This window comes from Micromonospora sp. HNM0581, from assembly GCF_012726175.1.
In the GTDB taxonomy this organism is placed as follows: domain Bacteria; phylum Actinomycetota; class Actinomycetes; order Mycobacteriales; family Micromonosporaceae; genus Micromonospora.
In genome coordinates this window covers 248920-275399 of record NZ_JAASAD010000001.1, presented here as the reverse complement: position 1 = coordinate 275399, position 26480 = coordinate 248920, and the positions used below count along the sequence as shown (strand labels likewise).

Here is a 26480-nt window from a genome sequence, read left to right as displayed (position 1 = left end):
TGTGCCCGGCGTGGCGCTGCGCTGCGCGTTCGTCAGTCGACGCGGAGGCGGTAACCCCGTTTGACCACCGTCTGGATGACGCGTGGAGCCTTCAGCCCGGCCCGCAGCCGGGCCACCGCCATCTCCACCGCGTGCTCGTCGGCCCCACGTGGCAACGTCCGCAACAGGGCGGTCCGCGACAGCACCCGGCCCGGCGCCTGCGCCAGTGCCCGCAGCACCGCCATCGGCGCCGGGGCCAGAGGCCGCAGCTCACCGTCGACGACCGCCGCGTGGCCGCGCAGAGTGAGCAGGTGCCCGGCGACCTTGATGGTCACCGTACGGCGGGGTAGTTCGTCGACGATGGTGCGCACCAGCGCGCCGAGGCGGGCCCGACTCGGCGCGCTCACCGGCACCCCACGTCGAACCAACGGCTCGGCGGTGACATGGCCGACGCAACTGGCCAGCACGTCACCGCGCAGCGCGTCCAGCACCGCCTCCGTACGATCGCCGGAGGCCCGCAGCAACGCCTCCACCGCTGGGGCCGAGGTGAAGGTGACGGCGTCGACGAGCCGCCCCGCCACCAGGTCGACGAGCCGGTGTAGCGGCGCCGGGTCGGTCGGTGGGGCCCAGCGGTAGACCGGAATCTCGATGACGGTGGCGCCGGCCTCCTCCAGCGCACGGGTGCACTCCGGTTGCCGCTCGCCGTGCAGCTGCATGGCGATCACCTGACCGGCCACGCCCCGCTGACGGAGGTGGTTGACCACCTCGTCGCAGCTCTCCGAGGCCGGTGACCACTGGTCGTACAGGCCGGCCGCCCGGATCGCGCCGCGGGCCTTGGGGCCCCGGGCCACCACGTAGGCGTCACCGAGGACCCCGCGTAGCGGCTCGGCGAGTCCCCAACCCTCGGCGGCCTCCAGCCAGCCACGCATCCCGATACCGGTGTTCGCCATCAGGATGTCGGGCGGCTGTTCCAGGCAGGCCCGGGTGGCTTCGCGTAGTTCGGTGTCGTCCGCGAGCGGCACGATCCGCAGGGCGGGTGCGAGCACCACCCGTGCGCCCCGCCGTTGGAGCAGCGCGGCGAGTTCGTCCCGCCGCCGGTCGGCGGTCACCCCGATGGTGAAGCCGGCCAGTTCCTCGCGCATCAGCCCTCCTGTCGCAGCCGCACCTCGACCATGCCGTTGTGGCAACGGGCCTGGTGCCGGGCTACGCATACGCCCGGCAGGTCGAGACAGTCCCCCGTGCGCAGGTCGTACACCTGCTTGTGCAGCGGCGACGCGACCGTCGGCACCTCGCCCCGGCTGCCCACGATGCCGCGGGAGAGCACGTACGCCCCGGAGACCGGGTCGAGGTTGTCGATCGCGTACAGACCGTCCGCGGTCCGGAAGATGGCCACCTGTACCCCGGCGACGAGGGCGGCGACGCCCCGGTCCGGGTCCAGGCGATCGAAGGGGCAGACGGTGACCCAGTCCAGTGCCGTAGCGGCGGTCATCGACGTACCTCCGGCAGGCCGAGCGTGACCGGTTGCCGGCCCTGCGTGTCGGACGAATGCCCGCCGACCGGGACGGGTTGTCCGCGTTCGGTGACGAAGGTGATCGACGGGTCGGGAATCTCCGGCGCGTTGACGAACGAGGTGAACCGGCGCAGCCGGTCCGCGTCGGCCAGGACGTCGCGCCACTCGTCCGAGTAGGACACCACGTGCCGGGCCATCGCGTCGTCGAGTTCGGCGCAGAGACCGAGAGAGTCGTCGACGATCACCGCACGGAGATGGTCCAGGCCACCGTCCATCGCTTCGATCCAGGCGGCGGTACGTTGCAGCCGGTCGGCGGTGCGGACGTAGTACATCAGGAACCTGTCGATGAGCGTGACGAGCGTCTCGGTGGACAGGTCGGTGGCGAACAGATCGGCGTGCCGGGGCCGGAAGCCGCCGTTGCCACCGAGGTAGAGGTTCCAGCCGGTCTCCGTGGCGATGATGCCGAAGTCCTTGCTGCGGGCCTCGGCGCATTCCCGGGCGCAGCCGGAGACCGCAGACTTGATTTTGTGCGGGGCACGCAGACCCCGATAGCGCAGCTCGAGGGCGACAGCCAGACCGACCGAATCCTGCACCCCGTAGCGGCACCAGGTGGAGCCGACGCAGGACTTCACCGTACGCAGTGCCTTGCCGTACGCGTGCCCGGACTCGAAACCGGCGTCCACCAGCCGACGCCAGATCTGCGGTAGCTGATCCACCCGGGCACCGAAGAGGTCGATCCGCTGCCCACCGGTGATCTTCGTGTAGAGGTTGAAGTCCCGGGCCACCTCGCCGATGACGATGAGCTTCTCCGGGGTGATCTCCCCACCCGGGATCCGGGGCACCACCGAGTAGCTGCCGTCACGTTGCAGGTTCGCCAGGAAGTGGTCGTTGGTGTCCTGCAACGAGGCCTGCTCGCCGTCGAGGATATGGCCGTTGCCGAGCGAAGCGAGGATCGAGGCGACCACCGGCTTGCAGATGTCGCAGCCCCGCCCCCGACCGTGCTCGGCGATCAGCCGGGAGAACGTCCGGATGCCGCGTACCCGGACGATGTCGAACAGCTCCTGCCGGCTGACGTCGAAGTGCTCGCAGAGTGCCTTCGACTGGACGACGCCGGCCGCGTCGAGCAACTGTTTGAGCATCGGCACGCAGGAGCCGCAGCTCGTCCCGGCCCGGGTGCACGCCTTCAGGGCGGCCACGTCCGCGCAACCGTCCGCGATCGCGGTGTCGATGTCCGCCCTGGTCACCGCGTTGCAGGAGCAGACCTGGGCGGTCGCGGGCAGGGTGCCGGCGGTGGCGCCCACCGCGTCGTCGCCGACGAGCAGCGCCAGCGGCGCGGCCGGTAGCGGCCCGCCGACACTCGCCCGCAGCGTGGGGTAGGCGCTGGCGTCACCGACGAGCACTCCGCCGAGCAGCGTCGAGGCGTCGTCAGAGAGGACCAGCTTGGCGTACACCCGGGCGGCCGGATCGGTCCAGGTGACGTCCAGGCAGCCGGGCTCCGTCCCGTGCGCGTCACCGAACGAGGCGACGTCGACGCCGAGCAGTTTGAGCTTGGTGGCGGTGTCCGCACCGGGGAAGGTCGCGGAACCGCCGACCAGTCGGTCGGCCACCACCTCGGCCATCGCGTAGCCGGGGGCGACCAGGCCGTAGCAGGTGCCGTCGACCGCTGCACACTCGCCGATCGCGTAGATCCGTTCGTCCGTGCTCCGGCAGGTGGTGTCGACCAGGACCCCGCCGCGTGGACCGACGTCGAGTCCGGCGACCCGGGCCAGATCGTCGCGGGGCCGGATGCCCGCGGCCACCACCACCAGGTCGGTGTCGAGCACCGCGCCGTCGGCGAGTTCCAGGGCGGTCACCGAGCCGTCCGTGTCGGGCCGCAGCGCCGTCGTCGCCACACCGAGGTGGCAGGTCACGTCGAGGTCCTCGACGTAGCGGCGCAGCATCGCGCCACCGGCGGTGTCCACCTGCACCGGCATCAGCCGTGGGGCGAACTCCACCACGCTCGTGGTCAACCCGAGCAGACGCAACGCGTTTGCCGCCTCCAACCCGAGCAGCCCGCCCCCGATCACCGCACCGGTACGTCGGTCCTCCGCATACCGGCGGATCGCGGCGAGGTCGTCGAGGGTCCGGTAGACGAAGACACCGGTCAGGTCCGCTCCCGGCACCGGTGGCACGAACGGGTACGACCCGGTGGCGAACACCAGAACGTCGTACGGGTACGCACCGCGGGTTGTGGTCACCACCTGGCGGCTCCGGTCCACGACGGTGGCCGGCTCGCCGAGTCGCAACTCCACCCCGTCGTGTGGGGTGTGCAGGTTCAGGTCCTGCTCGTCGGCGCCGTCGAAGTACGCCGAGAGCCGCACCCGGTCGTACGCCGGCCGGCTCTCCTCGGCGAGCACCGTGACCCGCCATCGTCGTTGTGCGTCGCGGGCCCGCAGCGCGTCCACGAACCGCTGGCCGACCATGCCGTTGCCGATGACGACCACGTTGCCGCCGGTCATCGCCCCACCTCCACGGGATCCGTTCTGGACAACCAGTCGACGATGCCGGCGACCGCGTCGCGGCATCCGCCGCAGCCGGTGCCGGCCCGGGTACCGGCGACCACGGCGTCGATCGTGCGGGCTCCGTCCCGCCAGCAGCGGACGAGATCACCCTTGCTCACCGTGTTGCACTGGCAGACCGTGGCCGCGTCCGGCATCAGCGCCGGTGACGCCGCCGGTGCGGCGACGGCCCCGCCGACGGCTCTGCCGAGCAGTAGTGCCCGCCGGTCGGTGGGCACCGGCTGGCCCCGGTCGAACAGCTGGATCACCGTGCCCACCGACGGGTTGTCGCCGAGCAGGATCGCGGCGGCCAACCGGCCGTCGTGGATGCGCAACCGGGCATACGTGCCCCGAGTCGGATCGGTGAACGTCAGTTCCTCGCCGGGGCCGCCAGCCGGGTCACCCATCGCGGCGAGATCGATACCAGCCGCCTTGAGTCGGGTGACCACCGGTCGTGGCCGGTACCGGGCCTGTGGGTCCTGCCCGGTCACCAGCTGGGCCACCACCTGCGCCTGTGCCCAGGCCGGCGCCACCAGCCCGGTGAGCGTACCGTCGTGTTGGGCGCAGTCACCGATCGCGGAGATCCGCCGGTCGCTGGTACGTAGCCGGTCGTCGACGAGTACCCCCCGCTGCACGGCCAGGCCGGCTGCCGTGGCCAGGGCGGTGTCGGGGCGTACGCCACAGGCGAGCACCAGCAGGTCGGCATCGAGCGAACGGCCGTCGGAGAGGTCCAGCCGTACCCCTGTGGTGTCGACGCGGACGGCGGTCGGCTCCACTGCCAGGTGGGTGGTCACACCGAGCCCGGTGAGCGTGCCGGCGAGCACCGCTCCGGCGGCCGGGTCGAGCTGACGGTCCATGAGGTACGGAATGCGGTGCACCACGCCCACGTCGAGCCCTCGGAGAGCCAGTCCGCGGGCCGCCTCCAAGCCGAGCAGCCCGCCGCCGAGTACCAGGGCACGCCGGGCGGTCGAGGCGAGGGTGACGATGCGTCGGCAGTCGTCGAGGGTGCGGAACGGGATCACCCGCTCCGGTAGGTGACCGGGGTCGAGCCCGGTCAGTGCCGGCACCACTGCCCGGCTGCCGGTGGCGAGGACCAGATGGTCGTAGGGGATCCGGTCACCGTCGGCGGTGCGCACCAGCCTGGCGGCCCGGTCGATCGCCGTGACGGCCAACCCGGTACGCAGGTCGACACCGCGCCCGGCGACCTCCGCCAGTTCCACGTCCGGCTCGCCGATCTTTCCAGCGAGCAGCGTGGACAGCATGATCCGGTTGTACGCGGGATGCGGTTCCGCGCCGAGCACGGTGACCTTCAGGTCCTCGCCGCGGGCGTGCAGTTCCGCCGCCACCCGGGCGCCGGCCATCCCGTTGCCGACCACCACGATCCGCTCGCTGTGCCCGGTCATGCCCGCTCCACCCGTACCGCACAGATCTTGAATTCCGGCATCCCGGAGACCGGGTCGACGGCGTCGTTGGTGACGGAGTTCGCCCGCGCCCGTCCACCCCAGTGGAACGGCGCGAAGACGGTGTCCGGGCGGATACCCGGGCTCAACCGGGCCGGTGCCTGGAACTCACCGCGCCGGGACAGCACCCGCACCGGCTCGCCGTCGGTGACGCCCAGCCGTTCGGCGAGGTCCGGATGCAGTTCCACGAACGCCTCGGGAGCGGCCCGACGTAGCGCGGCGACCCGGCGTGTCTGGGTGCCGGACTGGTACTGCGCGAGTACCCGGCCGGTGGTGAAGTGCAGCGGGTAGTCGGCGCAGACCTCCTCGGCCGCCGGCCGGTGCTCCACCGGGTGGAACCGGGCCAGCCCGTCGACGGTGGCGAAGCGTTCGGCGAAGAGTCGGGGGGAGTCGGGCCCCTCGTCGTCCGGGCACGGCCAGAAGACACCGTCGGCGGTGTCGATCCGCTCCCAGCTGATCCCGTTGTAGTCGGCGATGCCGCCCGCCGAGGCCCGGCGCAGCTCGGCGAAGACCACGCGCGGGTCCGCCGCCTCCACCTCGCCCGACGGTTCGACAGCTGCCGGGGCGGTGCCGTCGCCCGGCACCGTCCGGCGTGTGGGTGTTCCGCGTAGCCGGGCGGAGAGGGCGGCCAGGATCTCCAGGTCGGTACGGACGCCGGCCGGGGGCGGACGGAGCGCCCGACGGCGGAGCACCCGCCCCTCCAGGTTGGTCATCGTGCCGTCCTCCTCGGCCCACTGGGCGGTGGGCAGCACCACGTCGGCGAGCGCCGCCGTCTCGGAGAGCAGGAAGTCGGCGACGACGAGCAGGTCGAGGTCGCGGAGGCGGCCCTCGACCCGGGCGGCGCGGGGTGCGGACACCACCGGGTTCGAGCCGAAGACCAGCAGCGCCCGCGGCCCCTGCTCGGTACCGAGGGAGTCGAGTAGCTGGTACGCCGGCACGCCCGGCCCGGGTAGCTCGTCGGCGGGTACCCCCCAGACCTGCGCGACGTGGGCGCGGGCCGCCATGTCGTCGATCTTGCGGTACCCGGGGAGCTGGTCGGCCTTCTGCCCGTGCTCCCGACCGCCCTGCCCGTTGCCCTGCCCGGTGAGGCAGCCGTACCCGGAGCCGATGCGGCCGGGCAGACCGAGGGCGAGGGCGAGGTTGACGAAGCCGGTGACGGTGTCGACGCCCTTGGCGTGCTGTTCCGCGCCGCGTGCGGTGAGGATGATCGCCCGCTCGGCGGTGCCGAGGGCTCGCGCGGCCTCCTCCAGGTCGGCGACGGGTACGCCGGAGAGGGCCTCGGCACGCGCAGGCCACCAGCCCGCGACGGTGCGTCGTACGGCGGTGAAACCGGTGGTGCGGGCGGCGACGTAGGCATCGTCGACGTACCCCTCGGTCACAGCGATGTGCAGAAGCGCGTTGGCCACCGCCAGGTCGGTGCCGGGCAGTGGTTGCAGGTGCAGGTCGGCCTGCCGGGTGGTGGCGGTGACTCGGGGGTCGATCACGATCAGTTTGCCGCCGCGCTCCCGTTGTTCGGCCAGCCACCGCACCAGCGGCGGCATGGTCTCCGCCGGGTTCGCGCCGACAAGCAGCAGGGTGTCCGCCCGACCCAGGTCGGAGAGCGGGAACGGTAGTCCCCGGTCCACCCCGAAGGCGCGTGTGCCGGCGGCCGCGGCGGAGGACATGCAGAATCGTCCGTTGTAGTCGATGTGCCTGGTACGCAGGGCCACCCGCGCGAACCGGCCCAACGCGTACGCCTTCTCGTTGGTGAGCCCGCCCCCGCCGAAGACGGCGACCGCGTCGCGGCCGTGCCGCTCCTGTACGTCGCGAAGTCCGGCGGCGATCCGGTCGAGTGCGGCGTCCCAGCTGGCCGGATGCAGTTGACCGCTGGCCGGGTCGCGCAGCATGGGGCTGGTCAGCCGTTCCGGATGGCTGAGCAGTTCCGCTGAGGTCCAGCCCTTCTGGCACAGCCCGCCCCGGTTGGTGGGAAACTGGCGGGGCAGCACACCGACCGTGCCGTCCTCCTCCCGGAGGACCATTCCGCACTGGAGGGCGCAGTACGGGCAGTGGGTCGCCACCTCCCGGGGCGTGGGCCCCGGTCGCGTCGCCGGCCGTGCACCGTCTGTCATGTCGGCAAAGCGTGCCGTTGGGCAGTTTCCGGTCCGCGTCCCGTTTGTTTCGGTCCTGTCAAGAGCCGTTCACACCGCACGTCGGCTGGGGGACGGTTCGCGAGGTCTGCAATGTGGAACGTCGATCCTGAATCGTGGAAGGCTGCCGCCCGGTCGGGGAGAACGGCCGCCAGGCCCGAGCCGGCCCGCTCCTCACCGCCGTCGTCGACGCGTGGTGCGATCCCCGTTGCCGGGCCGACCCGAACGGCGAACGCCGCGGTAACGGCGGCTCCATAGCTTCGGCGGCATGACCACCACGAGCGAGCAGCCGACGGTAAGCGAAGAAGAGAGCCTGGACCGCCGACCGGGGCGGTGGATCGGGCACTGGGCACCGGAGGATCCGGGCTTCTGGCTGCGGACAGGCCGCGGCGTCGCCAAACGCAACCTCATCTGGTCGATCTTCGCCGAGCACATCGGCTTCTCGGTGTGGCTGCTCTGGAGCATCGTCGTCGTCCGCCTCGGCGACGCCGGCTGGGGGCTCACCACCAGTCAGGCGCTCTGGCTGACCGCCGTGCCGAGCGGTGTCGGCGCCCTGCTGCGGCTGCCGTACACCTTCGCCGTACCGATCTTCGGCGGTCGTAACTGGACGGTCATCTCCGCGCTGTTGCTGATCGTGCCCTGCGCGGGCCTGGCCTGGGCGGTCGAGCATCCGGAGATCGGCTTCGTGCCGCTGTTGCTGATCGCTGCCACGGCCGGGTTCGGCGGGGGCAACTTCGCCTCGAGCATGGCCAACATCTCGTTCTTCTATCCCGAGCGGGAGAAAGGGTGGGCGTTGGGGCTCAACGCCGCCGGTGGCAACATCGGGGTGGCCGTCGTGCAGTTCGTGGTGCCCCAGGTGATCGTGTTGGGCGGTGGACTCGCGCTGGCCAGAGCCGGCCTGATGTACATCCCGTTGGCGGTGATCGCGGCGGTCTGTGCGTACCTGTTCATGGACAACCTGGTCGAGGCGAAGGCCGACGTGCGGCCGGTCTGGTCGTCGCTGCGGCACCACGACACCTGGATCATGTCGCTGCTGTACATCGGCACCTTCGGCTCGTTCATCGGCTACTCGGCGGCCTTTCCCACCCTGCTGAACTCGGTTTTCGGGCGGCCGGACGTCGCGCTGGCCTGGGCGTTCCTCGGTGCGGGGGTGGGTTCGCTCTGCCGGCCGTTCGGTGGCCGTCTCTCCGACCTCGTCGGCGGGGCCCGGGTCACGGTGGCGAGTTTCGTGCTGATGGCGGTCGGTGCCCTGGGCGCGCTCTGGTCGGTCGAGCAGCGCGACATGGGTCTGTTCTTCGGTGCGTTCCTGCTGCTCTTCGTGGCTACCGGCGTCGGTAACGGTTCGACCTACCGGATGATCAGCCGGATCTTCCAGATCAAGGGCGAGGAAAGGGGCGGCACGCCGGAGGTGATGCTGGCGATGCGCCGGCAGGCCGCCGGTGCCCTGGGCATAATCTCCGCGGTCGGTGCCTTCGGTGGCTTCCTGGTGCCGATCTGTTACGCCTGGGCCCGGTCGACCTACGGTGGCATCCAGCCGGCGCTGCGCTTCTACGTCGGATTCTTCCTGGCGCTGCTCGTGATCACCTGGGTCGCGTACCTGCGTCCCGGCAGTCAGATGGCGCGCGCCGGGGTGTGACGGCCGTCATGCCGGCCTCCGTGCGCCCCGCCGATCGGACCCCGTTTTGACCGGCCGGTGGGGCTGCGGGTATCGTTGCCTGCTGTTGTACGACATCTGTGGGCGTGCCGCCTGAGGTACGCTTGGTCGTTCGTGCGCGCTGGTCCGGCTGGGTTGTCCTGGTCACCTCGGCGCGCGACCCCAGACCGACGACGAGACAAGGTAGACCTGTGCGTACGTACAGCCCGAAGCCGGGTGAGATCGAGCGTCAGTGGCACGTCATCGACGCCTCTGATGTCGTGCTGGGCCGCCTGGCCACCCACGCCGCCACGCTGCTGCGGGGCAAGCACAAGCCGACTTTCGCGCCGCACGTCGACACGGGCGACTTCGTCGTCGTCGTGAACGCGGGCAAGGTCGCGCTGACCGGCAACAAGCGCCAGCAGAAGATCGCTTACCGGCACTCCGGTTACCCGGGTGGCCTCAAGCAGGTCGGATACGAGGAGCTGTTGGCCAAGCGCCCCGAGCGGGCCATCGAGCTGGCGGTGAAGGGGATGCTCCCGCACAACAAGCTCGGCCGTCAGCTCATCAAGAAGCTGAAGGTCTACGCCGGTGCCGAGCACCCGCACACCGCGCAGCAGCCGGTGCCGTTCGAGATCAAGCAGATCGCGCAGTGAGCGCGGGCGAAGGAAGCAGCATGACCGACATCACCGTCACCGAGGTCGCCCCCGAGGCCACCGAGGCGCCGGCGCCCGTCGCGCGCGCGCCTCGTGGTGACCGCCCGATCCAGACCGTGGGTCGGCGCAAGGAGGCCATCGTCCGGGTGCGCATCGTGCCGGGTACCGGCAAGATCACCTGCAACGGGCGTGACCTGGAGGCGTACTTCCCGAGCAAGGTGCACCAGCAGCTGATCAAGGATCCGCTGGTCACCGCCGAGAAGCCCGAGGCGTTCGATGTCATCGCCAACCTGCGCGGTGGTGGCACCACCGGCCAGGCCGGCGCACTGCGGCTGGCCATCGCCCGGGCGCTGATCGTCAGCGAGCCCGACGACCGGCCGGCCCTGAAGAAGGCCGGTTTCCTGACCCGGGACGCCCGGGTCAAGGAGAGCAAGAAGTACGGCCTCAAGAAGGCCCGTAAGGCTCCCCAGTACTCGAAGCGCTGATCTCCAGCCGCACCTTGTACTTCTGACGGACGGCCGGTCCGCCTCCCCTCGACGGGGAGGTGGACCGGCCGTTTCCGTGGCCTCACGACAAGGCACGTTTCCTGTATCGGCAGTTCATCGGAGGTTGGTGGGTATGGGCCGGTTGTTCGGCACGGACGGTGTACGCGGGCGGGCGAACGCCGACCTGACGCCGGAGTTGGCGCTCTCGGTGGCCATCGCGGCGGCACACACCCTCGCCGAGTCGGACCGTGGCCGCGCGCCTCTGGCAGTGGTGGGGCGGGACACCCGAGCCAGCGGCGAGATGCTCGAGGCCGCCGTCGTGGCCGGGCTGACCAGCGCCGGCGCGACGGTGATCCGGGTGGGTGTGCTACCCACCCCGGCGGTGGCGTTCCTCACTGCCGAGGCCAAGGCGGACCTCGGGGTCATGCTGTCGGCCTCGCACAACCCGATGCCAGACAACGGCATCAAGTTGTTCGCCGCGGGTGGGCACAAGCTGCCCGACGAGATCGAAATGCGGATCGAGGCGGCCATCGAGGCCAACGCCACCACCGCCTGGGAGCGCCCAATCGGCGCGGGGGTGGGCCGGGTGCACGACCTGCTCGACGGCGCGAGTCACTATGTGCAGCACGTCGCCGGGACCGCGCCGCACCGCCTGGACGGGATCAAAGTCGTGGTCGACTGCGCCAACGGCGCCGCCGCCGAGGTGGCCCCGGCGGTCTACCGGGAGGCCGGTGCCGAGGTCATCGCGATCAACGCCGAGCCGGACGGGCTCAACATCAACGACGAGTGCGGCTCCAACCACATCGAGGCACTGCGTCAGGCGGTGGTGGAGCACGGGGCGCATCTCGGCATCGCGCACGACGGTGACGCCGACAGGTGCGTGGCGGTGAGCGCCGACGGTGAGGAGGTCGACGGCGATCAGGTCATGGCGATCCTGGCGCTGGCCATGCGGGAGGCCGGCACACTGACCGGTGACACCCTGGTCGCCACCGTGATGAGCAACCTCGGTCTGCGTCTGGCCATGTCCGCCGAGGGCATCCGGCTGGTCGAGACCAAGGTCGGTGACCGGTACGTGCTCGAGGAACTGCGCGCCTCCGGGCTCGCCCTGGGCGGCGAGCAGAGCGGACACATCGTCATGCCGGCGTACGCGACCACCGGCGACGGGGTCCTCACCGGGCTGCACCTGATGGCTCGGATCGCGGCCACCGGCCGCCCCCTGGCGGACCTCGCCAGCGTGGTGACCAGGCTGCCGCAGGTTCTGATCAACGTGCCGGTCGGGGACCGTACCGTCGGCGCCGCCGCACCGGTGGTCCGCGCCGAGGTCGAGCGGGCCGAGGCCGAGCTGGGCGAGGCTGGTCGCGTGCTGCTGCGCCCGTCCGGCACCGAGCCACTGGTCCGGGTGATGGTCGAGGCCGCCACCGAGCAGACGGCCCGGGAGGTAGCCGAGCGCATCGCCGCCCACGTTCGAACCGCCAGCCCCGCCTGAGCGAAGACGGAGGCTGTGCGTACCGGCCTAAACTTCGGACCGCGGTGGCGTCGACCGGCGGAAATCGGGCAGCCGGTGCAGGCGGTTCACCGCTTCGGTCAGCACGTCGGGGCGTTTGCAGAAGGCGAAGCGGATCAGTCGGCGACCGGCCGCGGGATCATCGTAGAAGACCTGGGTGGGTACTGCGACCACGCCGGCCAGCTCAGGTAGGGCACGACAGAAGTCGACGCCGTCGGTGCCACCGAGGGCGGTGATGTCGGCGGTGACGAAGTACGTGCCCTCCGGGTTGAGCACGTCGAACCCGGCTGCGGTCAAACCGCCGACCAGTTGGTCACGACGGGTCTGCAGACCGGCCCGGAAGGCGGTGAAGTAGTCGTCGGGTAGGGCGAGCGCCACCGCCACCGCCGGTTGCAGGGGTGCGGCGTTGACGAAGGTGAGGAACTGCTTGACTCGCAGTACCGCCGACACCAGCTGCGCCGGCCCGCTGGCCCAACCCACCTTCCAGCCGGTGCAGGAGAAGGTTTTGCCGGCCGAGGAGATCCGCAGCGTGCGCTCGCGCATTCCGGGCAGCGTGGCCAGCGGTACGTGCCCGCTGACGGCGTCGGTGAAGGCCAGATGCTCATACACCTCGTCGGTGATCGCGTACGCGTCGTGCTCCTGGCACAGCTGCGCGACAAAGGTCAGCTCGTCCGGGGTGAACACCTTGCCGGTCGGGTTGTGCGGTGAGTTCAGCAGCACCAGCCGGGTACGCGCACCGAAGGCGGCCCGCAGCTCGTCCGGGTCGTACGCGTACCGCCCGTCGGAGCCGGGGCGTAGCGTCACCGGTCGCCGGACTGCGCCGGCCAGGGCGATCGAGGCGGCGTACGAGTCGTAGTACGGCTCGAAGCAGACCACCTCGTCGCCGGGTTCGCAGAGGGCGAGCATGGCTGCGGTGACGGCCTCGGTGGCACCGGCGGTCACGACCACCTCGCTGTCCGGGTCGTACTCCAGACCCCAGAAGCGGCGTTGGTGTGCCGCCAGCGCTGCCCGTAGTTCGGGGATGCCGGGGCCGGGTGGGTACTGGTTGCGCCCGGCGGCCAGAGCCTGCGCCGCGGCGGTGAGCATCTCGGGCGGGCCGTCGGTGTCCGGGAACCCCTGCCCGAGATTCACCGCGCCGGTACGTACCGCGAGGGATGACATCTCGGCGAAGATCGTCGTCCCGAACGGGCGCATCCGGGTCACCAACGGGTCGACATCGCTGCTCGTCACGTTCGACAGGTTACGGGTGCGATCTTCCGACCCGCTCGCACTCGGGTGCGTGCTTTGTCGTGCCGATGATCGCCATCACCGAATCGATCAGGTGGACTGATTGTTTACCCCGCTTTCGAGCAGGCGTCGTGAGTGATGCTGGGTTAGGCTGCGACCCATGTGTGGAATCGTGGGTTACGCCGGTGCCCGACCGGCGCTCGGTATCGTGCTCGACGGCTTGCGGCGGCTGGAGTACCGCGGCTACGACTCGGCCGGGGTCGCCGTCGTCTGCGACGGGGAGCTGCTGACCGAGAAGAAGGCCGGCAAGCTGGCAAACCTGGAGAAGGTGCTCTCCGAGCGGGCCGCCGAGGATCCGGCCGGCTGCGGCGCCAGTCCGATCGGCATCGGCGACGGCACCACGGGCATCGGACACACCCGGTGGGCCACCCACGGCGGCCCCACGGACCGCAACGCCCATCCGCACCTGTCGCCCGACGGGCGGGTCGCGGTGATCCACAACGGCATCATCGAGAACTTCGCCAAACTTCGTGCCGAACTGGAGGAGGAGGGCGTCGCCTTCACCAGCGACACCGACACCGAGTGTGCCGCCCACCTGCTCTCCGCGGCACTGGCCGACCTGCGTGCGGCGGGCCAGCCGGACGGGCCGCAGCTGCTGACCGCGGCCATGCGGGTGGTCTGCCAACGGCTGGAGGGCGCCTTCACGTTGCTCGCCGTCGACTCGGCGGTTCCCGGCGCGGTGGTCGGTGCGCGCCGAAACTCACCCCTGGTCGTCGGTCGCGGCGACGGGGAGAACTACCTCGCCAGCGACGTCGCCGCGTTCATCGAGCACACCCGGGACGCTGTCGAGCTGGGTCAGGACCAGATCGTGCTGATCACCGGCGAGAGCATCGAGATCACCGACTTCGAGGGGCAGCCGGCCACCGGCAAGGACTTCCACATCGACTGGGACTCCTCGGCCGCCGAGAAGGGCGGCTACGACTGGTTCATGCTCAAGGAGATCGAGGAGCAGCCGCAGGCCGTCGCCGACACGCTGCTCGGGCGGCTGACCGAGACCGGCGAGATCATGCTCGACGAGGTTCGGCTCAGCGACCAGGATCTGCGCGACGTCGACAAGATCTTCATCGTCGCCTGTGGGACGTCCTACCACGCCGGAATGGTGGCCAAGTACGCCATCGAGCACTGGACGCGGATCCCCTGCGAGGTGGAGCTGGCCAGCGAGTTCCGCTACCGCGACCCGGTGCTCGACCGGTCCACCCTGATCGTGGTGATCTCGCAGTCCGGCGAGACCATGGACACCCTGATGGCGCTGCGGCACGCCAAGGAGCAGAAGGCCCGGGTGCTGGCCATCTGCAACACCAACGGCTCCACCATCCCCCGGGAGTCCGACGCGGTGCTCTACACCCACGGCGGCCCGGAGATCGCGGTGGCCTCCACCAAGGCGTTCCTCACCCAGGTGATCGCCTGCTACCTCATCGGCCTGCACCTGGCGCAGGTGCGTGGCGTCAAGTACGCCGACGAGGTGGCGGCCGTGGTCGACCAGCTTCACCAGGTGCCGGACAAGCTGCGCGAGCTGCTCGGGCGGATCGAGCCGGTCCGCGAGCTGGCCCGCGAGCTGCGCACCGAGTCGACGGTGTTGTTCATCGGCCGGCACGTCGGCTACCCGGTGGCGTTGGAGGGTGCGCTGAAGCTCAAGGAGCTGGCGTACATGCACGCCGAGGGCTTCGCCGCGGGTGAGCTCAAGCACGGCCCGATCTCGCTGATCGACGAGGGCACCCCGGTGATCTGCATCGTCCCCTCTCCGGTCGGCCGGGGCATGCTGCACGACAAGGTCGTCTCCAACATCCAGGAGGTACGCGCACGCGGCGCCCGCACCATCGTCATCGCCGAGGAGGGTGACGAGTCGGTGGTCCGCTACGCCGACCACCTGATCCACGTGCCGCGTACGCCGACGCTGCTCGCGCCGCTGGTGACGACGGTGCCGTTGCAGGTGTTCGCGGCCGAGATCGCCGCCGCCCGGGGACACGACGTGGACCAGCCACGTAACCTCGCCAAGTCCGTCACCGTGGAGTAGCCGGCAGCCGGTCACCGACCCAGAACCACCCGCGCCATGCCGTCCAGCGCCGGATTGTCCGGATGCCAGTAGCCGGTGTGGCCGTACCGGCCGCTGGGGAACGTACGACCTCCGAAGCCCGGCCCGGCCGGGTCGCGCCCGAACCACAGTTCGTCGCTCGGCCCGGCCAGCCAACCGGCGATCGCGCCGACCGGCGAGGCACCGAGCGCCGCCCGCAGGGCGAGTTCGTCCGGTGGGCGGGTCAGTCGGATGACATCGTCCGGTGCGCTGCTGGCCCACACCTGCCCGGGCGGCAGACCGAGGTCGGCCGCGTGCGCCACGCCGACCCCGGGTGAGCCGACGAAGACCAGCGCGTCGGCGGCGAGGCCGTGATCGCGGGCGGTGGTCCCGACCACGAGCGAACCGTAGCTGTGCCCGAGCACGGTCTGCCGGGCCGGCGGGCCCTCGTGGGTGGCCCGTAACCCCTCCTGGAACCGGTGCAGTGACTCCCCGGCTGCGCGAGCCTGCCCGTCCCAGGCCGCCTCGTGCAGGAAATCCGGGGCGTCGTAGTCCAGCCAGAGCACCGCCGAGGTCTGCGCATCCGGGGCCAGTTCCGCGCAACGGGTCAACACCCGATGCGCCCGGCCCAGCTCACCGGTGGCGTCGTCGAGCCCGGCCGTCATTCCCGGCACGTAGGTGAGGACATCCGTGGCCCGGTCCGGGTTACCCAATGCCACCACGGCCCGTCCCTCCTCTGCGACGTCCAGGCCCAGCAGGTAGGCCCGTGGTTGCTGGGACGACTCCAGCCGGGCGACGAGAGCGTCCAGCCCGGACATCGCGGCCTCGACGCCACGTAGCCCGGCCAGCTCCAACGGGCCCCGCGGCACCCGGGCCAGCAACTGCTCCCACCGTTCGACCAGTGCCGCTCGCCGGGCCACGAGCAGCAGCCGGTTGGCCTGGTCACGGGCATCGGCTGGTATCCCGTCGAGTCGGCCGGTCAGCTCCGGCTCGTGCACCACCAGCCAGCGGCGTTCAGCCGGCGTGAGCCCGGCCCACCAGCGTCGCACCAGGGCTGGCTCGCCTGGTGCCGGTGGACGGTACGACGGTGGCTGGGCCGTCCAGCCCGTTCCGGCGTCCTCAGCCAGACGGGCGAGGCGTGCCGTGGCCTCCCCGTCGGCCGTGGCTGCCAGAACGAGGGCCTCCCGCAGGGCGGTGGCCACCTGGGCCACCGCAGTCCCGGTGCGGTCGGTCTGCATCCGGACGGGATCGGCGCGTACGCCGCCCCGGCGGTCGATGAGCACTCCGGTGGCGGCGGCCAACGCCACGGCCGCCGCCAGCTGGGCCCGCGCGGCCACCAGCCGCGCGGCGAACTCGGCGAGCACCTGATCGGTCTCGATCGCGGCCGGAACCAGCGCGACCAACTCGCCGCGCAGCCGGGCCAGGCGAGAGTCGGCGGACTCGGCGGCACTGCCGGACCACGCGGCGCGCAGGTCGGCGGCATCGTCGGTGAGTTCACTGGACCGCCGCTCGGCGACCCCCGCCAGGCTCGCCCAGGCCGAACCCGTGGCCCGCCAGGCTGCCGGGTCGGCCATGGAGAGCTGGGCGTACCCGACCACCCCTGCTGCGCTCACCGGGGCACGGCGGAGAGCCGGGCGGCGGCCCTGGCGTCCACCGACTCGTACGCCGCGGCGGCGGCGCGTACCGCGTCGCCGGTCTCCGCGACCCGCGCAGCGAGCCGACCCGACCAGGCGTGCACAGCCGCTTCCAGGCCGGCGAGCGCCCGCGCCGTCGACCATTCCCGGGCCGGTGCGCCAAGCCCCCGTCCACCAGCCATACCGTGTGCCAGCCGGTGCCCGGTGCCATCGAGCGACCGCCCGACCCGGTGCAGAAGCTCCGGCCGTACTGCCAATGTCTCCTCGGCCATCGATCCTCCCGCGTGGCATCAGTACGACCCCGACGACGCTAGGCGGTGACGATGCCGACGACAGTGCCCTGTGGACAACCACCCGGGGGGCGTACCCGTGGTTCGTCCACAGGCATTGCCGGACGTGCACACGACGGCTATCTTGCGGCCCCGACGCCGGTAGGGTTGGTCAGGTGATCGGGGAGCGGGGTGCGGGATGAGACCGGTCTGGCGGGTCGCGGACGTCCGCGCGGCGGAGGCCGCCCTGATGGCCACCGTGCCGCCCGGCACGCTGATGCAGCGTGCCGCCGCCGGGCTGGCCCGCCGTTGTGCGCTGCTGCTCGCCGACCGGGGCGGGGTGTACGCCGCACCGGTGCTGCTGTTGGTCGGCTCCGGTGACAACGGCGGCGACGCCCTGTACGCCGGCGCCCGGCTCGCCCGGCGCGGCGCCGATGTGTCGGCGCTGCTGCTCACTCCGGGGCGGGCCCACAGCGAAGGACTGGCGGCGCTGCGCGCAGCCGGAGGACGGGTCGTGCCGCGACCGCCAGCCGTGGTCGACGTGGTGCTCGACGGGATCGTCGGTATCGGCGGCCACGGTGGTCTCCGGGAGACCGCGGAGCAGACGGCGGGGAGTCTGCTACGGCGCCGGGGGCGCGACGGCCAGCGGACGACGGTGGTGGCGGTGGACGTGCCGAGCGGCGTCGCGGTGGACACCGGGGCGGTGCCGTTGACGCCGGCCGGTCGCCCGAACGCGGTGCACGCCGACGTGACGGTGGCCTTCGGCGCGTTGAAGCCGGCCCTGGCGGTCGGCCCCGCCGCCGCGCTGGCCGGCGAGGTGGAACTCGTCGACATCGGGCTGGCACCGTGGCTGCGCGGCAGCCCCGCGCTGCACGTCGTGGAAAGGTCCGACGTGACCGACTGGTGGCCGGTGCTCGGCCCCGGATCGGAGAAGTACTCCCGTGGTGTGGTCGGGGTGGCCACCGGCTCCGCGACGTATCCGGGCGCGGCGGTGCTCTCCGTCGGCGGGGCGCTCGCCGGCCCGTCCGGGCTGGTCCGCTACGCCGGAGGCGCCCGGGACGAGGTGGTTCGCGAGCACCCCTCGGTGATCGCCAGCGGCCGGGTCTCCGATGCCGGCCGGGTGCAGGCCTGGGTGTGCGGGTCGGGACTGGGAACCGACGAGCGGGCCGCCGCCGAACTGCGGACCGTGCTCGCCGCGCCGGTGCCGGTGGTGCTGGACGCCGACGCGCTGACGCTGCTCGTCGACGGTTCGCTCGCCGACCAGCTCCGCCAGCGGGACGCGCCGATCGTTGTCACCCCGCACGATCGCGAGTTCACCCGCCTCTGCGGGGAGGAGCCGGGTGCCGACCGGGTCGCCGCCACGCTCCGACTGGCCGCCTGGATGAACGCGGTGGTGCTGCTCAAGGGGGATCGCACGGTGGTCGGAACGCCGGACGGGCGGGCGTACGCCAATCCGACCGGCACCCCCGCGCTGGCCACCGGTGGCACCGGCGACGTGTTGGCCGGCCTGCTTGGTTCGTTGCTCGCGGCGGGGTTGCCGGCCGAGCGGGCCGCCGCCGCGGCGGCGTTCCTGCACGGGCTGGCGGGACGGGAAGCCGCCCGGGGCGGCCCGGTGACCGCGCGGGATGTCGCCGTCGCGCTGCGTCCGGTGCTGGCCCGGCTGTCCTGAGTACCCGTGGTGCTGATCAGCGTGGAAAGTAGGGTGGGGGACATGTGGCAGGCCGAGGTACGTGTCGACCTGGATGCGATCCGGGAGAACGTGGACCGGCTGCGGGCCGGCACCAGCGCGGAGCTGATGGCGGTGGTGAAGGGCGACGGCTACGGGCACGGGATGGTTCCGTCGGCCCGCGCCGCGCTCGACGCGGGGGCGGACTGGCTTGGCGTCTGCACGCTGGACGAGGCGTTGGCGTTACGTGCGGCCGGGATCGACGCACCGGTGCTTGCCTGGCTGCTCGCGCCGGGTCTGCCGCTGCACGCCGGAGTGACCGCCGGCGTCGATCTGGGGGTGGCGAGTCTGCCGCAGCTCGACGAGATGGTGGCGGCGGCCCGGACCGCCGGGCGTCCCGCTCGCCTCCACCTCAAGATCGACACCGGGTTGTCCCGGGGTGGCGCGACGGTCGCCGACTGGCCGACGCTGCTCGACGCCGCAGCCAAGGCGCAGGCCGACGGGCTGGTCGAGGTGGTCGGGGTGTGGAGCCACTTCGTGTACGCGGACCTGCCCGGTCACCCCACCACCGATCGGCAGGTTGCGGTCTTCCACGAGGGCCTGGCCATGGTCGAGCGCGCCGGGCTGCGTCCACGCTACCGGCACCTGGCCAACTCGGCGGCCACGTTGACCCGGCCGGACACCCACTTCGACCTGGTCCGACCGGGGCTGGCAGTCTACGGCCTCTCCCCGGTGACCGGTGGGGGGTACGGGTTGCGGCCGGCGATGACCGCCCGTGCCCGGGTGATGCTCACCAAGCGGGTGCCGGCCGGCGCGGGTGTCTCCTACGGCCACACCTACACCACCGGGCGCGCGGCGAATCTGGCCGTGGTGCCGCTCGGCTACGCCGACGGGGTGCCCCGGCACGCCTCGAACACCGGTCCGGTGCAGCTCGGCGGGGTTCGCCGGACCATCTCCGGTCGGGTTTGTATGGACCAGTTCGTGCTGGACTGCGGTGACGACGCGGTGGCTGCCGGCGACGTGGCGGTCCTGTTCGGCAGCGGATCCGACGGTGAACCCACGGCCGACGACTGGGCCGAGGCGGTCGGCACCATCAACTACGAGATCGTCACCCGGTTCGGCAGCACCCGGGTGCCCCGTGTCTACGACGGCGATCGGACATGACCGGCTGGCACGTTCCACGACCCCGGACCACCGCCGGGAAGGCAGCCGGCCTGGTCGGTGCGGCGCTCGGGGTGGCCGCCGCCGGACTGGCCGCCGGCGTCGCCACGGAACGCGCCCTGGTCCGTCGACTCAAGGCGGACCCCACCGACCCGTACGCCGAGGAGGCCTTCGGCGATCAGCGGTACGACGAGGCGTACCTGCTGGAGATGCCCGACGGTACCGACATCCACGTCGAGGTGGTCGAGCCGACCCGGCCGGTCGAGCGCCACCCGACCGTGCTGCTGGTGCACGGCTTCTGCCTCGACATGGGCACCTTCCACTTCCAGCGCAAACTGCTCGCCGAACGCGGTGAACACCGAATCGTCGCGTACGACCAGCCGGGACACGGCCGTTCGGGTCGACTGGAGAGCGGCGAGTACGACCTGACCGCACTCGGCCGCACCCTCCGCCGGGTGATCGACGAGGCTGCCCCGGCGGGGCCACTCGTGCTCGTTGGTCACTCGATGGGTGGCATGACCATCATGGCTCTGGCCGAGCTGTACCCGGAGATGTTCGGTGACCGGGTGGTGGGGACCGTGCTGATGGCCACGTCGGGCGGGCTGCTTGCCGAGACGAAACTGGTCGCGCCGGCCCTGCTGGGCCGGGTGGGCGCGCCGGTGCTCTACATGGCCGGCAACGTCACCCGCTACGGCGGGGCGGTGATCGACAGGGCTCGCCGCTCGACAGGCAACGTGGCCTGGCTGCTGACCCGCCGCTACGGGTTCGGCACCACTCGTCCGAGCCCCGCGCTGGTGTCGTACGTGGAGCGGATGAACTCGCGCACCTCCGCCGACACGGTGACCCGCTACCTGCGTACCCTGGCGTCCCACTCCCGGTTCCCGGCACTCGCCGCGTTGGTCAACACGCCGGTGCTGGTGATCGTCGGCGACAAGGACATGATCACACCGATGACCCATTCGGAGGAAATCGTCCGACGGCTGCCGCACGCCGAGTTCGTCAGGGTTCCGGACAGCGGCCACGTGGTGATGCTCGAGCATGCCGAGGAGGTGAATGCGGCGTTGCTCCGTTTCCTCGGCAGCTGTGGTCGGGACGGGTCGTGACCGGGTTCGTGCTGCCGACGGTGGCAGAGACGTACGCCTTCGGGCAGCGGCTGGCCGGACTGCTGCGCGCCGGTGACCTGGTATTGCTCACCGGACCGCTGGGTGCCGGCAAGACCGCGCTGACCCGGGGGATCGGCGCCGGCCTGGGGGTGCTCGGTGACGTCACCTCGCCGACTTTCGTGATCGCCCGTCTGCACCGCCCGGATCCGACCGGTGGGCGGGCGGTGGCGCTCGTGCACGCCGACGCGTACCGGTTGAGCGACGCGGGAGATCCCCGCGCTGAGATCGACGACCTCGACCTGGACGCGTCGGTCGACGAGTCGGTGACGGTGGTCGAGTGGGGTGAAGGACTTGTCGAGCACCTGGCCGACGCCCACCTGCGGATCCGCCTGCATCGGCACGACGACGACACCCGGACAGCGGAACTGGAGGCGGTCGGTGGTGACTGGGCGCAGCGCCTGGTGACCTTCCCCGCCCGGGGCTGAGCCCTGTCGTACCCGGTGCCTACAGTGCCCGCAGACGTGCGTTCCTACCGGTGAGAGGTTGCCGATGCCCGACGACACCCCCGCCCTCGACCTGCTGGCGCTGCTTCCCGACGAGTGGCGGGCGGTGCTCAGCCCTCATCTCGACGCGGCCCGTACGGCTGCGTTGAGCGAGTTCGTCGCCCGGGAGTACGCCACCGCCACGGTCTTCCCGCCGGTGGCGGACCTCTTCACGGCCTACCGGCTGTGCCCGCCGTCGGCCTGCCGGGTGCTGATTCTCGGCCAGGACCCCTACCACCGGGTCGGCCAGGCCCACGGGTTGAGCTTCAGCGTGCGGGAGGGGGTGGCCGTGCCACCCTCGTTGCGTAACGTCTTCAAGGAACTGGGCGAGGATCTGGGCGTGCCGAAGCCGCGCAGCGGTAACCTCGCCGGCTGGGCGGCGCAGGGTGTGCTGTTGCTCAACTCGGTGCTGACCGTGCGGCAGGGTTCGCCCGGGTCGCACGCCAACCAGGGCTGGGAGGAGTTCACCGACGCGACCATCCGGGCACTCGACGCGCTGGAGTCACGGGTGGTGTTCCTGCTCTGGGGTGGTTATGCCCGGAAGAAGGCGGCGCTGGTCGGCAGTCCGCAGCATGTGGTCCTTGAGGCCGGTCATCCCAGCCCGATGAATCCTCGCGGTTTCCTCGGCAGTCGCCCGTTCAGCGCGGCCAACAAGGCGCTCGCCGACGCGGGCCTGCCCACCGTCGACTGGGAACGCCCGGCTGGTTGAGCCACCTCTGCGGGATGCGGCGCGGCGTTGCCGGACGGGGTACGGCTAGGCTGGTTCACCGTGCTCGTACTCGTGGTGGACAGCTCGACTCCGGCGGTGACCGCGGCGCTCGTCGAGGTCACCGCGGACGCGGTCGTCACCCGGGCGCACCGGTGCACCGTCGACGCCCGCGCGCACGGCGAACTGCTCGCCCCGCAGGTGGACACGGTGCTGGCCGACGTCGACGCCCGGCCGGTCGATCTGACCGCGATCGTCGTCGGGCTCGGGCCCGGCCCGTTCACCGGGCTGCGGGTGGGCCTGGTCACCGCCGCCACCATGGGACAGGTGCTCGACATCCCGGCGTACGGTGTCTGCTCGTTGGACGCCATCGGTCACCCGGCGGTGACCGGTGCGCCGGTGCTGGCGGCGAGCGACGCGAGGCGTCGGGAGATCTACTGGGCGGTGTACGGCGGCGCCGGTGAACGCGTCGTCGGGCCGGAGGTCGGCATGCCCACGGTGGCCGCTGACCGGGCCCGGGAGTTGGGCGCGACCGCCGCCGTCGGTGATGGTGCCCACCGCTACGCCGAGGTGCTGGGTCTGCCGCTACTGGCCGAACCCCGCTACCCGGATGCGCATGCGCTGGCTGTCCTGGCCGCGGAGAAGGTCCGGGCCGGTGCGGCCTCTGATCCGCTTACCCCGCTCTACCTGCGCAGACCCGATGCGGTGGCCGCGACCGCGCGTAAGCCGGTGCTGCCGTGAGCCGGGCGCTGCCGGCCCGGTTCCGCTGGTGGCACATCGACGAGGTGCTGACGATCGAGGCTGATCTGTTCGGTGTCGAGCAGTGGTCGGCGGCCATGTTCTGGAACGAGCTGTCCCACGGGCACTACTACCGGGTGGCCATCGACGACGACGGCGCGGTGCTCGGCTACGCCGGGCTCGCCGTCGCCCCGCCTGACGAGGCATGGGTGCAGAACATCGCGGTCCGGCGGGACGCGCAGCGCCGGGGGATCGGTCGCTTGCTGCTGGAGGAACTGCTCGGTGAGGCCGGTCGGCGCGGCGTACGGGACGTGCTGCTGGAGGTCGCCGCCGACAACGCCCCGGCTCAGCGGCTCTACGCCACGTACGGTTTCGAGCCGATCGGCGTGCGGCGTGGCTACTACCAACCGAGCAACACCGACGCGCTGGTGATGCAGCGTACCCAGGACTGAGCGAACAATGGCTGACGAACCCTTGATCCTCGGCATCGAGACCTCGTGCGACGAGACCGGTGTCGGCGTCGTACGCGGACACACCCTGCTCGCCGACGCGCTGGCATCCAGCGTGGACCAGCACGCCCGCTTCGGTGGGGTGGTGCCGGAGGTGGCCAGCCGGGCACACCTGGAGGCCATCGTGCCGACCATGCAGCGGGCGCTGACCGAAGCGGGGGTGACGCTCGTCGACGTGGACGCGATAGCCGTCACCGCCGGGCCCGGCCTGGCCGGGGCGCTGCTCGTCGGAGTGGCTGCGGCGAAAGGGTACGCGGTCGCCGCCGAGAAGCCGGTCTACGGTGTCAACCATCTCGCCGCGCACGTCGCGGTGGACACCCTGGAGCACGGTCCGCTGTCCGAACCGGCGATCGCACTGCTGGTCTCCGGCGGCCATTCGTCGCTACTGCTGGTGGACGACCTGGCTCGGGGCGTGACCCCGCTGGGCGCCACCATCGACGACGCGGCCGGCGAGGCGTTCGACAAAGTGGCTCGGCTGCTCGGCCTGCCGTTCCCCGGTGGACCGTACATCGACCGGGAGGCGCGGGCCGGTGACCCGGCGGCGATCGCCTTCCCACGTGGCCTGACCGCCGCCAAGGATCTCGCCGCGCACCGCCACGACTTCTCGTTCTCCGGGCTGAAAACCGCGGTGGCCCGGTGGGTGGAGGCCCGCCAGCGGGCCGGCGAGCCGGTCCCGGTCGCCGACGTCGCCGCGTCCTTTCAGGAGGCGGTCTGCGACGTGCTGGTCGACAAGGCCTTGGACGCCTGCCGTGACCGGGGAGTGCAGACGCTGGTGATCGGCGGGGGAGTCGCGGCCAACTCACGGTTGCGGGCGGTGGCCGAGCAGCGGGCCGCCCGGCACGGCATTCGGATTCGAGTACCCCGACCGGGGCTGTGCACGGACAACGGCGCGATGGTGGCGGCCCTCGGCGCGCACCTGGTCGCTTCGGGTGTCGCGCCGAGCCGACTCGACCTGCCCGCCGATTCAGCCATGCCGGTGACCACTGTCAGCGTCTGAGGAGGAAGACGTGATCGTACGGATGTGGGAAGCGCGGGCGGAGCCGTACGCGCTGGCCGACCTGATCACCTGGGTCTGTGACAGTGCACTGGCCGAGTTCGCGCACGACCCGTTGCACCTGTCCAGCGAGGTCTTCTCCTCCACCGACCACCGGGTCGTGGTGATCTCCAAGTGGCGCAGCAGTCCGCAGCCACTACCCGACCCGCCGGTGATGCTGCTCGCCCGGCAGCCGCATTTCTGGGACTTCACCCAGGTCGACCGCTGAGGTGTCAGCGAGCTGGTCAGGTCAGCGGATGGTCACCGTGGTGGTGGCGGTGGAACGGTCGATCTCACTCGTCCGGGCGCTCACCCGCAGTGTCCACTCACCGGCGACCGGGAAGTGGATCTCGGCGCTGCCGTGGTGCGGCTCCAACGCGAACACGTCGACTGTGATCGGCTCGATGCCGGCCTCCGGCAGGGCGGCGGTGACCGTCCACTCCGCCACCGGCAACTCCTTCGCCTGCGGGGTGTAGACGTACGCGTGCAGACTGTTCGTGGTCCCGGCGACCGCCGGATAGATGTCGAACTGCAAGGTGAACAGGTCGGTGGTGAGCGACTGCGCGACGCCCTCCCTGGTCACCCCGTCTGCCGCCGTGCCGGCGGACCGACCTGGCGGCGTCTGTACCAGCACCGCGGTCAGCGCCAGCACCACCGCGGTCACGGCCAGTTCCACGCCGGCGGCCCGGGCGACCCGCCGGGGCCGGAGCGCCGCGATCCGGCGCCGGATCAGCCGGCGCTGCCCGGCCGCCACCGCGAGCACCCCGGCCAGCAGGATCGCCTTGGCCAGCAGCAGGCGGCCGTAGGTACTGCCCGACAACGCCGAGGGGCGGCCGATTTCGATCACGGCCTGACCGAAGCCGGCGGCGACGAGCCAGGCCACCGCGAGCGTGGCCAGCCGGGACCAGGCCGGCAGGATCCGGGCGAGTACCCGCTCATGGGTGCCTCGGACCAGGAATGCGGCGAGCGCGAGTAGCCCGCCCAGCCAGGCAGCCATCGCGGCGACGTGCAGGGTGCCCAACGCGATGCTCACCGGGGGCAGTGGCGAGGCGACCGGATGCCCGGCCAGAGGCCAGGTGACGAAGCCGGCCAGAGCGGTCACCACCAGGGCGCCGGTGCTCACTCGCCGGCCGACGAGACGACCGGCCGACGAACGGTCACCGGATCCCCGCATCACCGCGGGTAACAGGGCTGCGGCCAGCCCGACCAGCGCCAACCGGGCCGCCAACACCACGCCGATGTCGGTGTCCGCCACTGCCCGCAGGTCGGCGGGGGTGAGCTGCCCCACCGGCGCGCCGACCACCTGGGCCGCCTGTCCCACCCAGGTGCCGAGCGTGCCGGCGGCGACCAGTCCGAGCCCGGCCAGCGCCACGATGGTCGCTCCCCGTCGGGAGCGTCGGCGGGGCCACATGGTGCCTGCGAGCAGCGGCGGGCCGACGGCCAGGAGCAGACCCAGATAGCCGAAGTACTTGGCGGTCGGCACCAGCACGCTGGCCGGCGATTCGGACTCTGCCAGAGCTGGCTCGGGAGGGGTCGCCGACGGTGCTCCGGCGGCGAAGGTGAAGCTGCCCGCGACCGGGTGACTGTCGGCCGAGATGACCCGGTAACTGACCAGGTAGGTGCCGAGCGGACGATCTGAGGGCCGTAGTGCGATCCGGATCGTGCCGTTGCGGACCTCGGGCTCGCCGACGTTGATCCGTTTGCCGTCGGGCGCGAGGACCTGCACCCGGCCGGGAACGACTCCGACGTTCTCGTTGAAGGTGACGAGCACCTCGCGCGGCGCGTACCCGAGTACCTCGTCGCGTTGCGGGGTGGTGGTGACCACAACTGCGTGCGCCGCCGCTGGGCCGGTGGGGCCCAGGGCGGCGCACAATGCGGTGAGGGTCAGCCCGAGCAGGGCGGCGGCTCGGGTACGGAGGGTCATCGGTCGG

The 26480-nt window shown here is 71.7% G+C and carries 23 protein-coding genes; 14 read left to right on the top strand and 9 right to left on the bottom strand.

Annotated features, from left to right (window positions below; translation table 11 throughout):
- Positions 1–32: 32 nt before the first annotated feature.
- Genes HCA58_RS01235 through HCA58_RS01215 form a run of 5 tightly spaced genes read right to left on the bottom strand, consistent with a single transcriptional unit; the run spans position 33 to position 7594 of the window.
- Positions 33–1121 carry a uroporphyrinogen-III synthase gene (locus HCA58_RS01235; RefSeq protein ID WP_169595870.1) on the bottom strand — a complete coding sequence of 363 codons (1089 nt, stop codon included), beginning with the start codon at positions 1119–1121 and terminating at the stop codon, positions 33–35.
- Entirely contained in the window at positions 1121–1468 is a 348-nt protein-coding gene (gene nirD, locus HCA58_RS01230) for a nitrite reductase small subunit NirD (protein WP_169595869.1), read from the bottom strand. The genes HCA58_RS01235 and nirD overlap by 1 nt, the downstream gene beginning before the upstream one ends.
- A complete protein-coding gene (nirB, locus tag HCA58_RS01225) occupies positions 1465–3987 on the bottom strand; it encodes a nitrite reductase large subunit NirB (protein WP_169595868.1) in 2523 nt (840 codons plus the stop codon). Before nirB ends, nirD begins: the two co-directional genes overlap by 4 nt.
- Entirely contained in the window at positions 3984–5429 is a 1446-nt protein-coding gene (locus HCA58_RS01220; protein ID WP_169595867.1) for an FAD-dependent oxidoreductase, read from the bottom strand. Before HCA58_RS01220 ends, nirB begins: the two co-directional genes overlap by 4 nt.
- Positions 5426–7594 (bottom strand): molybdopterin oxidoreductase family protein, encoded by a 2169-nt coding sequence (locus HCA58_RS01215; protein ID WP_169595866.1) that lies wholly within the window; start codon positions 7592–7594, stop codon positions 5426–5428. Before HCA58_RS01215 ends, HCA58_RS01220 begins: the two co-directional genes overlap by 4 nt.
- Positions 7595–7880: 286 nt before the next feature.
- On the opposite strand from HCA58_RS01215, the gene HCA58_RS01210 reads away from it, so the two are divergent.
- The 4 genes from HCA58_RS01210 (at position 7881) to glmM (ending at position 11872) form a co-directional block, all read left to right on the top strand.
- Positions 7881–9248, top strand: a complete 1368-nt coding sequence (locus HCA58_RS01210) for a nitrate/nitrite transporter (RefSeq protein ID WP_169595865.1) — start codon at positions 7881–7883, stop codon at positions 9246–9248.
- 209 nt (positions 9249–9457) lie between these two features.
- Positions 9458–9901 carry a 50S ribosomal protein L13 gene (gene rplM / locus HCA58_RS01205; protein ID WP_169595864.1) on the top strand — a complete coding sequence of 148 codons (444 nt, stop codon included), beginning with the start codon at positions 9458–9460 and terminating at the stop codon, positions 9899–9901.
- A gap of 20 nt (positions 9902–9921) precedes the next feature.
- Complete coding sequence (gene rpsI, locus HCA58_RS01200; protein WP_169595863.1) at positions 9922–10386, top strand: 30S ribosomal protein S9; 465 nt, start codon at positions 9922–9924, stop codon at positions 10384–10386.
- A gap of 133 nt (positions 10387–10519) precedes the next feature.
- The gene (gene glmM / locus HCA58_RS01195) at positions 10520–11872 is read left to right on the top strand and encodes a phosphoglucosamine mutase (protein ID WP_169595862.1); all 1353 of its coding nucleotides are present in this window, start codon (positions 10520–10522) and stop codon (positions 11870–11872) included.
- Positions 11873–11899: 27 nt separating this feature from the next.
- Here glmM and HCA58_RS01190 read toward each other — a convergent pair whose 3' ends face one another.
- On the bottom strand, positions 11900–13120 hold the full coding sequence (locus tag HCA58_RS01190) for a pyridoxal phosphate-dependent aminotransferase (RefSeq protein ID WP_169595861.1): 1221 nt from the start codon (positions 13118–13120) through the stop codon (positions 11900–11902).
- Between the two features lie 157 nt (positions 13121–13277).
- Between HCA58_RS01190 and glmS the strand changes: the two genes are divergently transcribed.
- Positions 13278–15191: a glutamine--fructose-6-phosphate transaminase (isomerizing) gene (gene glmS / locus HCA58_RS01185; RefSeq protein WP_169595860.1), complete on the top strand. Its 1914-nt coding sequence runs from the start codon at positions 13278–13280 to the stop codon at positions 15189–15191.
- A gap of 11 nt (positions 15192–15202) precedes the next feature.
- Here the strand turns inward: glmS and HCA58_RS01180 are convergent, their stop codons facing one another.
- Both HCA58_RS01180 and HCA58_RS01175 read right to left on the bottom strand, forming a co-directional pair.
- Positions 15203–16801: an alpha/beta hydrolase gene (locus HCA58_RS01180; protein ID WP_346775836.1), complete on the bottom strand. Its 1599-nt coding sequence runs from the start codon at positions 16799–16801 to the stop codon at positions 15203–15205.
- On the bottom strand, positions 16798–17094 hold the full coding sequence (locus HCA58_RS01175) for a hypothetical protein (RefSeq protein ID WP_169595859.1): 297 nt from the start codon (positions 17092–17094) through the stop codon (positions 16798–16800). The genes HCA58_RS01180 and HCA58_RS01175 overlap by 4 nt, the downstream gene beginning before the upstream one ends.
- A 196-nt stretch (positions 17095–17290) precedes the next feature.
- Between HCA58_RS01175 and HCA58_RS01170 the strand changes: the two genes are divergently transcribed.
- The 9 genes from HCA58_RS01170 (at position 17291) to HCA58_RS01130 (ending at position 24778) form a co-directional block, all read left to right on the top strand.
- On the top strand, positions 17291–18760 hold the full coding sequence (locus tag HCA58_RS01170) for an NAD(P)H-hydrate dehydratase (RefSeq protein WP_169595858.1): 1470 nt from the start codon (positions 17291–17293) through the stop codon (positions 18758–18760).
- Between the two features lie 42 nt (positions 18761–18802).
- Positions 18803–19921, top strand: coding sequence for an alanine racemase (gene alr, locus HCA58_RS01165; RefSeq protein WP_169596151.1), 1119 nt, complete (start codon positions 18803–18805; stop codon positions 19919–19921).
- Complete coding sequence (locus HCA58_RS01160; protein ID WP_169595857.1) at positions 19918–21021, top strand: alpha/beta hydrolase; 1104 nt, start codon at positions 19918–19920, stop codon at positions 21019–21021. Before alr ends, HCA58_RS01160 begins: the two co-directional genes overlap by 4 nt.
- Positions 21018–21506 (top strand): tRNA (adenosine(37)-N6)-threonylcarbamoyltransferase complex ATPase subunit type 1 TsaE, encoded by a 489-nt coding sequence (gene tsaE, locus HCA58_RS01155; RefSeq protein WP_169595856.1) that lies wholly within the window; start codon positions 21018–21020, stop codon positions 21504–21506. Before HCA58_RS01160 ends, tsaE begins: the two co-directional genes overlap by 4 nt.
- A 64-nt stretch (positions 21507–21570) precedes the next feature.
- Positions 21571–22272 carry a uracil-DNA glycosylase gene (gene ung / locus HCA58_RS01150; RefSeq protein WP_169595855.1) on the top strand — a complete coding sequence of 234 codons (702 nt, stop codon included), beginning with the start codon at positions 21571–21573 and terminating at the stop codon, positions 22270–22272.
- 60 nt (positions 22273–22332) lie between these two features.
- The gene (gene tsaB, locus HCA58_RS01145; RefSeq protein WP_169595854.1) at positions 22333–23010 is read left to right on the top strand and encodes a tRNA (adenosine(37)-N6)-threonylcarbamoyltransferase complex dimerization subunit type 1 TsaB; all 678 of its coding nucleotides are present in this window, start codon (positions 22333–22335) and stop codon (positions 23008–23010) included.
- Positions 23007–23459 carry a ribosomal protein S18-alanine N-acetyltransferase gene (gene rimI, locus HCA58_RS01140; RefSeq protein WP_346775835.1) on the top strand — a complete coding sequence of 151 codons (453 nt, stop codon included), beginning with the start codon at positions 23007–23009 and terminating at the stop codon, positions 23457–23459. The genes tsaB and rimI overlap by 4 nt, the downstream gene beginning before the upstream one ends.
- A gap of 7 nt (positions 23460–23466) precedes the next feature.
- Positions 23467–24513 (top strand): tRNA (adenosine(37)-N6)-threonylcarbamoyltransferase complex transferase subunit TsaD, encoded by a 1047-nt coding sequence (tsaD, locus tag HCA58_RS01135; RefSeq protein WP_169595853.1) that lies wholly within the window; start codon positions 23467–23469, stop codon positions 24511–24513.
- 10 nt (positions 24514–24523) lie between these two features.
- The gene (locus tag HCA58_RS01130; RefSeq protein WP_169595852.1) at positions 24524–24778 is read left to right on the top strand and encodes a hypothetical protein; all 255 of its coding nucleotides are present in this window, start codon (positions 24524–24526) and stop codon (positions 24776–24778) included.
- 21 nt (positions 24779–24799) lie between these two features.
- Here HCA58_RS01130 and HCA58_RS01125 read toward each other — a convergent pair whose 3' ends face one another.
- Positions 24800–26473, bottom strand: a complete 1674-nt coding sequence (locus HCA58_RS01125) for a copper resistance protein CopC (protein ID WP_169595851.1) — start codon at positions 26471–26473, stop codon at positions 24800–24802.
- Positions 26474–26480 lie beyond the last annotated feature (7 nt).